Genomic DNA, 12,226 nt, shown 5'->3' with positions numbered 1-12,226 from the left:
ATTCATGTATTTTGATATAAAACCATTAATAATTGATAATATGTCATTAGAAGTTTGAGGTCCCCGAAAGCAACAAATAAAATTACGGCCCAATTCCTTCTTCGGAAGTCCATGGAATAAACAAAAAGCCTCCAAAAGGAGGCTTTTTCAGCAATATCAATAATTGAAATCTAGATTATTTTAAACCTTCCAAATACTTTAAACTCTTTGGCACTTGGTCCACCACCCTGGAACACTCGTCCTCTATGAACATATATTTGATGCCCAATCTTTTGGCTTCGGCCACAACGCCCGCTATATCCACCTCCCCAGTTCCCAAAACTACATTTGTTTCAACATCGGCATGGCCCGTATTATTTTTAGTGGTTCCTTTTTCCATATCCTTCAAATGCATTAAAATGAATTTTGAAGGGTATTTTTTTAATAATTTCATAGGATCTGCACCTGCGTGATGTACCCAATACACATCCATTTCAAAATCGAAATAATTGGCATTCTCCGCCATATAATCAAAGAGTGTACCATCACCATAGGGCCTAAATTCAAATCCATGGGCATGATACGCCAATTTCAGCCCCTTTTCCCTTAAAAGTTTCCCAGCCCTGTTGAATACCTCAACAGCCTTTTGTGCATCCACAATACCAAAATTGTTGCCATGGTGTGGGATCCATGCACACATAACATAGGTGGCACCGTAACTTTTAGCCTTTTTCACAACCTCCTCCGGCGCAATGGCCAAATCGTTGAATGTGGCACCTATACTAACCATTTTTAAATTATTTTTGGCAAGTAGTTCCTTAAACTCCTCCTCGGGCATCCCGTAGCTATCCCCTCCTTCCAAAACGGTAATACCCCAGTCATTTATCAATTTCAGGGTACTTGGGATATCTTCCTTAAACTGATTTCTAAGGCTGTACAATTGTAATCCCACCTCTTGGGCCGTAACACTTACTTTTCCAAAAAAAACTATGGCTATTAAAAATAGCCATAGTACCTGTAATCTCTTCATCCTATATTTATAATTCGATATCACTTAATATTTTTAAGTCAACAAATTACCTTCGTCATCCCATTCTGCCATATCGTTGCGCTTACTTTGGTCCACACATTTGGCAATCCATTCAGGGTCATAGGATTTTCCATGCTTTGCCAAAACGTCTTCCGGCACCCCGTCCCAAACATTGGGGGAATTACCTTTATACCCCAACGCTTCAATACCTTCCTTTGAAGTATAATATCCGGTAACGGTTAAATTGCGAACCAGGGAAAAGAATTGTTGCTCGTATGTCGGATTTTCCTTGTCCGGAAATGCAATGGCATCCAAAATCTCTTTTTGCTGAGTTTCGGTTGCGGACTTAAATTCCACTCCGTAATCTTTATTGCTCTTGTGGTCCAACCACATTAGGCCACCTTGCAGTGGAGTTTGATAGGCAGGGATATCTTTGGCCATAAACTCTATAAAATCGGGCACTCCGGCATCGGTAGCACTACCATAGGTTCCGCTGGCAGGTAAAATCAAGGCACATAACACTCCTAAAGTAGCCATTTCATGTTCGTTAAAAAACTGTTCCGCGTAGAGTTTTTTCAGCAGCTCCTTTTCCTCAGGAGTCCTCCCGAAATGCTTTTCTTCCTGTACCAAGGCCTCTGCGGCTCCAGCCTCCCCTTCCGTTCCCGGCTTACATCCATTTATTGCCAATCCACCCGCTACACCACCAAGGATAATGGATTTTATACTTTTTCTTCTATCCATAATACTAGATATTTTGTTTTTTCAATTGCTCAATTATATAATCGGACGTTCTCCAGGCCAGGGCCAGGATGGTCCATGTAGGGTTCTTATCCGCTTGGGAAACAAAGGGTCCTGCATCAACAATAAAAACATTATCCACATCGTGCATTTGTTCCCACTTATTTACAACAGAAGTTCTAGGGTTATCGCCCATCCTTGTGGTACCTACTTCGTGGATTATTTCTCCTGGGTTAAGCAACCCGTAATCCCGATCCTTTCCTGCCGGTTTCCCTATGACCTGTCCGCCCATGTTGTGGATTATTTCCGCAAAGGTTTCTTGCATGTGCTTGGCTTGTAAACGTTCGTGATCGGACCACTGATAGTTAAAGCGCAATACTGGAATACCAAATTCATCCACCTTTCCCGGGTCAATCTCACAATAGTTGCTTTCCATGGCTATAGATTCGCCACGTCCTGCAAAACCGATCATTGCTCCGTAATATTTCTTTACATCCTCCCTAAGGACATTGCCATAGCCACCTACTTTTTCGCCAAAGAACTCATTCATGGCATTGGGATTAAAGCCGAAACCGTAGCTTGGCATCCCCATTCCACCCCATATTTCTATATGATAACCTCTGGCGAAATCGAGCTTCTTATTGTCCAGCCACCAAGGGGTATATACATGCATCCCTCCAACACCATCTTCGTTGTACGTCTTTCTATTCATCAGTTCTGGGACAAATCCGGTCATTCCACCCCCAGTGGAGTCGTGAAGGTACTTCCCTACCACTCCGCTACTGTTTCCAAGTCCAGCAGGGTGTTGCTTGCTTTTGGAATTTAAAAGGATTCTTGCAGTACTACAGGCCGATGCGGCAAGCACAACAATTTTCCCCTTTAATCCATATTCCTTACGATCCTCCTTGTTCACATAAAGCACTCCAGTGGCCTTACCTTCATCATTAGTAGTTACCTCCCGTACCATTGCGTTCACAAAAAGGTCTATTTGGCCTCCATTTTTTTGAGCAGGGAAAATTAAGCAGCTCCCCGACGAAAAATCGGCATATATCTGACAAGACCTACTGCATTGTCCACAATAAAAACAGACCCCGCGATCGTTGTTGATCTTTTTTGTCACCATGGACATCCTTGAGGGGATGACCGGTATATTGGATTTCTTGGCCCCATCTATATAATAAAGCTCATGCAATCTAGGTTTTGGAGCAGGAAGAAAAAACCCGTCCGGCTCGTTTTCCAATCCTTCTTTGGATCCAAAAACACCAATTAACTTGTCTACCTTATCGTAATACGGTTTTACATCTTCATAGCCAATGGGCCAGTTTTCCCCAAGACCATCAATATCCTTGTGTTTAAAATCGCGTTGGCTGAAACGCAAGGAGATACGTCCCCAGTGATTTGTTCTACCCCCTAACATACGCGACCTAAACCACGAAAATTTTGACCCATTTTTTTGGGTATAGGGTTCCCCATCAATTTCCCAACCACCATAAGCTGCATCAAATTCCCCAAAGGCCCTTGTGGTACTGGCACCTCTACGCGGTGATTCATAAGGCCATTTTAACTGTGTGATCTGTTCAGGGTTCTTAGGATCAAAAAATGGACCCGCTTCCACCACGGCCACTTTTAGTCCGGCCTCTGACAATACTTTTGTTGCCATACCTCCACCGGCACCCGATCCAACTATGATTACGTCATAAATAGTTGAAGATTCTTTTATCTGCATACTTTGAAGAATTAATTTTGGGGTTCAAGATAAGTTTAAAAAAAGTTTAAATTAAAATTTTTTGACCGAACAACCTGAAAATTCATGTAATTTGACACAAATCCATGGATAATCGACAAAATATTAATGGCATTGTTATTACAAAAATTATGGAGCCATAATTTATTTCCAGACTATCTTAATGATATCCTTTCCTTTATTAAAGGGGAACATATCCTTAAAAATTCTTCAATTGCTCCAAAGCTTCCTCTGCGGTAGACACTGGAAGTTTGCACGTATGGTCCTGACAAACATAGATATACGTGCCGTCGTCCGCGTAACGCCCTTTAAACAAAGGTAATTCACTGTTTTTATCACTGCCAACAATTAAGGTATTTGGCAAATTATGTTGCTGTAGTTGGGACAATAATATCTTGGCATCATCGCCAACAACCGCAATTTCATAAAAAGGATAGGCTGTTTTCAGCAAGAGGGAGTTCCATTTGGAATAATTATAGGCATTTTCCTCCAAGGCAGAAATCATGGAAGAAAGCATGGACCGCGCTTTGAGTGTGGCCACCTTATTGTAATCTATATGTCCCAGAAGAAACAAATTCTCCGCCATCACAGCGTTTGGCGATGGCAATACCCCATCATCGGTTTTAATTATTTTGGCAATTAATTCGTCATTGGAGTTAAAACTGTACATCCCGGATTCTTCATCTGCAAATTTGTCCTGTGCAATTTGATTGAGTTTTTTTGCAAAGTCCAAATAGGAAGGGGACATTGTTGTACTGTAGAGTTTTAGAGAGGCATTGGCCAAAAAGGAAAAATCCTCCAAAAATCCATCGCTTTTTTTACTGCCCTTTTTGTAAGTATGGATCAACTGATCTTTGTCCAGACTATTCTTTTCAATAAAACGGAACACCCCCTCGGCTTTTTCCAAATAGGCCGCATCCTTAAAAACATTATAGGCATCCACAAATCCATTGATCAGCAAGGCGTTCCATGAGGTAATGATCTTGTCATCGGTATTGGGCCTGACCCTTTTGTTCCTGGCAGTCAATATTTTCTTTTGCCAGCGCTCCTGGTAAACCGCCCATTCTTCCAAAGAAATGTCATGTTCCTTTATAAATTCGTCATCACCTGAAGTCCTAAAAAGCACATAGGCATCATTTTCCCAGATATTGGAACGCTTTATATTGTAATATTTGGCAAAAATTTCAAAATCGGCCCCTAAAACAGACCTTAACTCCTCTTCTTTCCAAACATAAAATTTACCTTCCTCCCCCTCGCTATCGGCATCAATGGCCGCATAATAACCGCCATCCTGGTTTTTCATTTCCCTATCCAAAAAAGCAATGGTTTCTTCCACAACTTTCCTATACATCGGTTCTCCATATACCTTATATGCCTTGGAGTAAAGGCTCAATAATTGGGCATTGTCATAAAGCATTTTCTCAAAATGCGGCACCTTCCATTGCGCATCGGTACTATATCTATAGAATCCGCCAGCTATATGATCGTAGACGCCTCCCCAAGCAATCCTATCCAATGTAGTCTTAACAAAATCCATGGCATCCCGATCCTCTGTTAAAACGGCATAATCCAACAAAAAATCCAGATTCACAGGGATCATGAATTTTTGTGATCCTTTATTTCCTCCCCATTTTAGGTCCCAGTTATCCTTCCATTTATCAACACTATTTTTAAGGACCTCCGGCGTCAACATGCCCAAGTCCGAGACCGGCTGTATAATATTTACTTCCTGTATACCTTGGGCCACCATATCGGCATACTCATTGGCTTTCTTGGGGTCATCCTTATAGAGCTTGCTAACTTCAGACAAGACCTTGCTCCATTGTTCCTTGGTATGGTAAGTACCCCCATAAATAGGTTTTCCATTGGGTAGGGTAATAACGTTCAAAGGCCAACCTCCATTCCCTTTAATAAGTTGCAGGGCAGTCATATAAACATGATCCACATCTGGTCTCTCCTCCCTATCTACCTTGATATTAATAAAGTTTTCATTCATCAATTTGGCCACTTCCTCATCTTCAAAAGTCTCTTCTTCCATTACGTGGCACCAATGACAGGAAGAATAACCAACACTTACCAATACCAACTTATCCTCTTTTTTAGCTTCTTCCAAGGCACTTGGACTCCAAGGCCGCCAGTTTACCGGATTATGGGCATGTTGTAATAAATATGGACTAGTTTCATGAATGAGGTCATTGGTATATTTATGGTCGCTTTTCTGCCCTTTTATATCGGAACAGGAAAATAGGATCATTGCCAACAATAAAAATAGATTACAAAAAGAAAGCCTAAGGCACATATTACGGGTCATAAAATGCAAATATTGTTCAGGCTTGAAAAATACAACAATTGCATACAATTATCCCAGAATTAAACAAAGTTCTACACCCATGAAACTGTTAATTTTCAACAGCCCCTCCTTTTTTCTGTGCCAAAAACCAATCGTAAAGCCCATTATTCGCATAGGTCCTGTCCCAGGCATTATGACCTACCCCTTTGTAAATGGTCAAATCCACATGGTATCCCATTTCCTTTAATTTAGCAACCATTTCGATGGATTCAGATATGGGGATCGACTTGTCCTGGTCGCCATGAAAGACCCGAATGGGCATATTTTTGTTTATCCATGAGGCATAAGGAACCGGAGTCATTCCACAAACCACGGCCAAAGCGGCAAATTTATCCGGATATTGGACCGCCATTTCCCAGGCTGCACCCCCTCCTCTACTGAGGCCGGTAAGGTATATTCTATTCTCGTCCACTTTATTGGTAGCAATAATACTATCCAAAAGTTGATGTACGGCCCTGGTGTTCCACCACATTTTTTCTTCCGGATTCTGTGGGGCCAAGATTAGAAAAGGGAATTTCTTGCCCCCGGCAATAAGTTTTGGAGGCCCATTTCCCTTTACGGATTTTAAATTTCCCCCGGATTCACCCCCGCCATGCAAAAAAAGCAATAGGGGGAATTTTTCCTCCGAATTTACCTCATAATTCTCTGGGTAATAAAGATAGTACCTCAAGGTTTCGGAAGTAACAACCTCCATTTCGGAGTTGATCAGTTCAGGAGAGGATTGGGAAGCACAGCCTTCAAAAATAAACAGGCAGCAAAAAGCTAAAGCTATTGTTTTCATTGGTTCTATAATAATGTATAATTTAGGAATTCCTATATTTTTCCAAGGTCATATCCCAGTAATATTTTAGTTATCGATCAGCATTCCAAGTTGGTAGGAAATTCGCAAATTGATGCATTTTTCTTTAACCAGCCCCCTGTTTATACTTTTATTTAACATTCAAGATCAATCCTTAAACAAAAAATAGTATAATAGTTATAAATACCTAAATGTATTTTCTTTTCGGGTTTTCGTTTTACTTTGGTACATTTATCGAGCAAACAAAAAAATTAGTATGAAGAAAGTCATCACTTTCGGGGAGATCCTATTAAGACTGTCTACCGAAAGACACCTTCGGTTTTCACAGGCCACCAATTTTAACGCCACTTATGGAGGCGGTGAGTTTAACGTAGCAGTATCCTTGGCCAATTATGGTTTTGATGCCGAATTCGTTACCCGTTTGCCTAAGAACGATATAGGCGAATGTGCCCTACAGGAAATCAGAAAGCACAATGTGGGCACCACCAATATTCAGTTTGGAGGAGACCGTCTGGGCATTTATTTTTTGGAAACAGGTGCCGGTACCCGTGGAAGTAAGGTAGTATACGACAGGGCCAATAGTGCCATCGCCGAAATGGAACCAAACACCATAGACTGGAAAACAGTATTTAAGGATGCCAATTGGTTTCACTGGAGCGGGGTAACCCCTGCCATTTCCAATAATGCGGCTGCCGTTTGCTTGGAAGCTGTCAAAGCTGCCAGTGAAATGGGAATCACTATTTCATCCGATTTAAATTATCGATCCAAACTGTGGAAATATGGAAAAGAACCAAAAGAGATTATGCCTGAACTCTTAAAGTACAGCAATGTAATCTTAGGGGATTTGGATACGGCCTTTTTTATGACAGGGCAAGAAAAACAAGATCCGGACTATCAGGATATGGACTCTTTACCCGAACTGTACGACCTTCTTTACAAAGGCTCCCCGAACCTAAAATATGTGGCCACCACCTTGCGTTATTCAGTAAATGCTTCCCACCAGAAAATTGGCGGTATCTTATATGATGGCAAAAAAATACATTATGCTAAAATAAGGGAGGTAACCCCTGTCGTAGACCGGGTAGGAAGTGGCGATGCCTTTATGGGAGGCCTAATATATGGCCTCCTACAGGACAAAATAGACAATCAACAAACCATCGACTTTGCCGCGGCCGCCTGCTGTATTAAGCATACGATTACGGGCGATTTCAACTTGGCCACCCTTGAAGAAATTGAGCAATTGGCAGGAGGAAATTCCTCTGGGAAAGTAAGCAGATAAAACAAGAATATCCATATGTCACAATTTTCTAGAATTGAAGTAGCTGCATTGATGAAAGAAACGGGACTTGTACCCCTGTTCTATCATCCGGATGTGGAATTAGGAAAAAAAATATTAAAAGCATGTTACAACGGCGGTGCAAGATTAATAGAGTTCACCGCGCGTGGGGATTTCGCCCACGAAGTATTTGCTGAACTCCAAAAATACGTCATTAAGGAATTACCGGAAATGGCCGTTGGGGTAGGATCTGTTACCGATGCAGCAGCAGCTTCCCTTTATATGCAAATGGGTGCCAATTTTATTGTAACCCCCTCCTTACGCGAAGATATTGCCATGGTCTGTAATAGAAGAAAAGTATTATGGAGCCCTGGATGTGGGTCTTTGACAGAAATTAACAAAGCCGAGGAATTAGGCTGTGAAATTATTAAATTATTCCCTGGAGCCAATTTCGGACCAGATTTTGTAAAAGCCATTAAAGGACCTCAACCATGGACCAGTGTGATGCCGACAGGCGGTGTAACCTTGGAAGAATCCAATTTAAAAGGTTGGTTCAATGCAGGGGTTACCTGTGTAGGCATGGGTTCCAATCTAATTAGCAAAACAGTGGTGGAAAACAGGGATTACAGTGCCCTGGAGAAATCGGTAAGGGAAACATTGGCTCTTATCAAAAGAATTCGGAACTAGTAAAAGCATCCATCGTCTGCCTACCTAGTTCGGTATTGTAAAAGAAAAACCTCTGATTTCTGGTAATCAGAGGTTTTTTTTAGATTTCTACATATTGTTTTCCCTAGAGAGGAAGGTCTATTTGTTATAGGGATCTCCTTATTCCCAATTCCAGCCCCCTTAACTCTGCTAGGCCCCTAAGTCTTCCTATAGCAGAATAACCTGGGTTGGTTTTCTTCCTAAGGTCATCCAACATTTTATGGCCATGATCCGGACGCATGGGCATTCGAAGATCTTTTCTTCCTGCAGCACTCCTCTTTAGCTGTTCTTCCACCAGGGCTTTTAGCACCCCATACATATCTACATCCCCGGCCAAGTGATCGGCCTCGTGAAAATTACCTTTTTCATCTCGCTGCGTACTCCTCAGGTGCATAAAATGTATACGATGCCCCAAGCGCTTCACCATACCCACCAAATCATTGTCCGCTCTAACTCCAAAGGATCCGGTACAAAAGGTGAGACCGTTGTTGGGACTATCCACCGCCTTATAGAGATCAAGAATATCCTGCTCCGTACTAACTACCCTTGGTAATCCCAAGATTGGATAAGGTGGATCATCTGGATGTATGCACATACGTACCCCTGCTTTTTCGGCAATTGGAATTATACTTTCCAGAAAGGAGAACAGGTGCTTCTTAAGTTCCTTGGCTCCAATATGGTCATAGGTTGCCAAAATCTGATTGAATTCCTTTAAACTATATCCTTCTTCCGCACCAGGAAGTCCGGCTATTATATTCTTGACCAATTTTTTTTGATCCTTCTCCGACGTTTTTTCCAAATATTCCCTGGCCGCTTTCTGCTCTTCCGGGGTATAGGACTTTTCAGCACCTGGGCGCTTCAATAAGAAAAGTTCAAAAGCCGCAAAGGCGTCCTTTTCAAACCTCAAAGCCGTGGACCCGTCCTCCAACTCATAATCGAGGTTGGTACGTGTCCAATCCAATACGGGCATAAAATTGTAACAAATAGTATCAATCCCACATGATCCCAGATTGCCAATGGTTGTCTTATAATTTTCCACATACTTCTGGAAACCGCCCTGTTGTGTCTTAATACTCTCATGGATGGGAACACTTTCCACCACAGACCAGGTCAGGCCCACCGCTTCTATCTCCGCTTTTCTCTTTTTAATTTCATCCACAGGCCAAATTTCCCCATTTGGAATATGATGCAATGCCGTAACCACCCCTGTGGCCCCGGACTGTTTAATATCCAATAATGACACAGGATCTTTAGGTCCGTACCATCTCCATGTATTTTCCAAAGTTAAACTCATTAATACTATTTTTATAAATAAAGCATTACCACGTAAGCAGCAATGCAATAAAATTATTTTAAACCAGCTGTTCTGTCAAGTAAATAATTTACCAAGATATTAATTTTAAAAGTATTGCACCGACCATTTTGGGAAAGATTAAAAAAGTATCACAAAATATATTTTATTCTTAAACTTGATTAAAATTCCCTATCTTATTTAGGCATTTAAATACTTTGTACTACTTTTATCGATTCAACCAAAAATGAACAAAAATTTAGCTCTCCATGATTAAAAGTAAAATCGACAAGGTTACCAGTTTTGAAAAACGGTTTGAAAAAATCAACACGGTCATCTTCGAGTCTTCCGAGGTTGCATCCAAGGCAGCGGCAGCTGAAATAGCGACATTGATCAAGAAAAAACAGAAAGCCAAGGAGATGTGCGTCCTTGGACTCGCTACTGGTTCCACTCCAAAAAGGATGTACGCCGAACTCGTACGATTGCACAAGGAAGAAAACCTCAGTTTCAAAAATGTGATAGCCTTCAACTTGGATGAATATTACCCAATGGAACCGGACGCCATACAAAGTTATGTGCGTTTTATGAAGGAATTGCTCTTTAACCATGTGGACATAGAACCTGGGAATTATCACATACCCGATGGAACATTGGCAAAAAAGGATATTGCCGATTATTGTAAGGAGTATGAAGCCAAAATAGACGCTTTGGGCGGGATAGACCTTCAAGTCTTAGGTATTGGTGGCAATGGGCATATTGGTTTCAACGAATCAGGTTCCCTTCCCAATTCCAAAACCAGGCTGGTTACCTTGGACCATATTACAAGGGTTGCCGCGAGTAAAGATTTTCAAGGCTTATACAATACTCCCAAAACGGCCATAACGCTGGGAATAAAGCAAATAATGCAGGCCAAGCAAGTTATCCTTATGGCATGGGGAGAAGGGAAATCCTCAATCATTAAGGCTTCTGCCGAGGGTCCTATAACCGAACAGGTACCGGCATCCTATCTACAGGAGCATCCAAATAGTGTGTTTATCCTTGACAAAGGTTCCTCCTCAAAACTTACCAGAATAAGTACCCCCTGGATTGTTGAGAAAGTGGAATGGGATGAAAAAATGATCAAGAAGGCCGTTGTGGGTCTTGCCTTAAGATTGGAGAAACCGGTATTGATGTTAACAGAGGCCGACTATATAGAAAACGGTATGAGCGATTTATTGACCGAAGTCGGGGATGCCTACGATATTAACATCAGGATTTTCAACAAACTACAACACACCATTACCGGTTGGCCAGGAGGTAAACCCCACGCCGATGACAGCAATAGACCGGAAAGAGCAAATCCGGCAAAAAAACGCGTACTTATTTTTAGTCCGCACCCAGATGATGACATCATTAGTATGGGGGGTACGTTCATGCGCCTGCAAAACCAGGGCCATGAGGTACATGTGGCTTATCAGACCTCCGGGAATATAGCGGTAGCAGATGACGAAGCCTTGAGATTCTCGGATTTCGTGATAGATTACAACCGTTCCTTTGGATTGGACAATAGAAAATCCATTGAGATATACAAAAAGGCTACAGAGTTCATCAAGAACAAAAAAACCAGTGAAATAGATATCGAAGAGGTAAGAAACATCAAAGGTCTTATCCGTAGAAGTGAGGCCAGGGCAACGAGTTATTACGTTGGACTTACGGACGAGCAGATACACTTTAACGATCTGCCCTTCTATGAAACCGGTACTATTGAAAAGAATCCTCCAGGAGAGGAAGATATTAAAATCACCATGGATTTGATCGAAAAAATTAAACCGCACCAAATATATGCTGCAGGTGATTTGGCAGATCCACATGGCACCCACAAGGTGTGTTTGGACATTGTTTTTGAGGCTCTAAAAAGACTTAAGCCCAAACCCTATATGAAGGATTGTTGGGTATGGTTGTACCGAGGAGCTTGGCAAGAATGGGATATAGAGGATATTGAAATGGCCGTCCCTATGAGTCCGAGTCAGGTTTTGGCCAAGCGCTATGGAATTTTCAAGCACCAATCCCAAAAAGACGGAGTGGTATTCCAAGGTTCGGATACCCGGGAATTCTGGCAACGTGCAGAGGACAGGAACAAGGAAACGGCTACCAAATACGATGAATTGGGCTTGGCGCATTACGCTGCCATGGAAGCTTTTGTCCGCTACAAATTTTAAGAAAAAATAATTCACAAACAAAAAGAGGTCGTCTAAAAACTAATTAGGCGACCTTTTATTTTTCGGTTTTTCTGATATTATTTTGAACTTGCCTTGTTGATCAGGTAATTTTAGAG

Annotated in this window: 9 protein-coding genes; 3 read left to right on the top strand and 6 right to left on the bottom strand. The window is 41.7% G+C overall.

Going from position 1 to position 12,226, the window contains the following annotated elements; genetic code table 11:
- Window positions 1-175 precede the first annotated feature (175 nt).
- The 5 genes from C7972_RS12515 to C7972_RS12495 form a co-directional block, all read right to left on the bottom strand.
- A complete protein-coding gene (locus C7972_RS12515; protein ID WP_110356529.1) occupies window positions 176-1,009 on the bottom strand; it encodes a sugar phosphate isomerase/epimerase in 834 nt (277 codons plus the stop codon).
- Between the two features lie 33 nt (window positions 1,010-1,042).
- A complete protein-coding gene (locus tag C7972_RS12510; protein ID WP_110356528.1) occupies window positions 1,043-1,750 on the bottom strand; it encodes a gluconate 2-dehydrogenase subunit 3 family protein in 708 nt (235 codons plus the stop codon).
- 4 nt (window positions 1,751-1,754) lie between these two features.
- The gene (locus C7972_RS12505; protein ID WP_110356527.1) at window positions 1,755-3,473 is read right to left on the bottom strand and encodes a GMC family oxidoreductase; all 1,719 of its coding nucleotides are present in this window, start codon (window positions 3,471-3,473) and stop codon (window positions 1,755-1,757) included.
- Between the two features lie 217 nt (window positions 3,474-3,690).
- On the bottom strand, window positions 3,691-5,802 hold the full coding sequence (locus C7972_RS12500) for a thioredoxin domain-containing protein (RefSeq protein ID WP_110356689.1): 2,112 nt from the start codon (window positions 5,800-5,802) through the stop codon (window positions 3,691-3,693).
- 88 nt (window positions 5,803-5,890) lie between these two features.
- On the bottom strand, window positions 5,891-6,622 hold the full coding sequence (locus C7972_RS12495) for a prolyl oligopeptidase family serine peptidase (protein ID WP_110356526.1): 732 nt from the start codon (window positions 6,620-6,622) through the stop codon (window positions 5,891-5,893).
- A gap of 274 nt (window positions 6,623-6,896) precedes the next feature.
- Here C7972_RS12495 and C7972_RS12490 point away from each other — a divergent pair, with 274 nt between their 5' ends.
- Window positions 6,897-7,919 (top strand): sugar kinase, encoded by a 1,023-nt coding sequence (locus C7972_RS12490; protein WP_110356525.1) that lies wholly within the window; start codon window positions 6,897-6,899, stop codon window positions 7,917-7,919.
- Between the two features lie 15 nt (window positions 7,920-7,934).
- Window positions 7,935-8,603 (top strand): bifunctional 4-hydroxy-2-oxoglutarate aldolase/2-dehydro-3-deoxy-phosphogluconate aldolase, encoded by a 669-nt coding sequence (locus C7972_RS12485; protein WP_110356524.1) that lies wholly within the window; start codon window positions 7,935-7,937, stop codon window positions 8,601-8,603.
- A gap of 124 nt (window positions 8,604-8,727) precedes the next feature.
- Here C7972_RS12485 and uxuA read toward each other — a convergent pair whose 3' ends face one another.
- The gene (uxuA, locus tag C7972_RS12480; protein ID WP_220020907.1) at window positions 8,728-9,903 is read right to left on the bottom strand and encodes a mannonate dehydratase; all 1,176 of its coding nucleotides are present in this window, start codon (window positions 9,901-9,903) and stop codon (window positions 8,728-8,730) included.
- A 278-nt stretch (window positions 9,904-10,181) separates the two neighbouring features.
- Between uxuA and nagB the strand changes: the two genes are divergently transcribed.
- Complete coding sequence (nagB, locus tag C7972_RS12475; protein ID WP_110356522.1) at window positions 10,182-12,110, top strand: glucosamine-6-phosphate deaminase; 1,929 nt, start codon at window positions 10,182-10,184, stop codon at window positions 12,108-12,110.
- The last annotated feature ends 116 nt before the right edge of the window (window positions 12,111-12,226 follow it).

The organism is Arenibacter sp. ARW7G5Y1, assembly GCF_003201775.1.
In the GTDB taxonomy this organism is placed as follows: domain Bacteria; phylum Bacteroidota; class Bacteroidia; order Flavobacteriales; family Flavobacteriaceae; genus Arenibacter.
The sequence above is the reverse complement of the archived record's forward strand: the minus strand, read 5'-3'. Positions and strand labels throughout refer to the sequence as shown.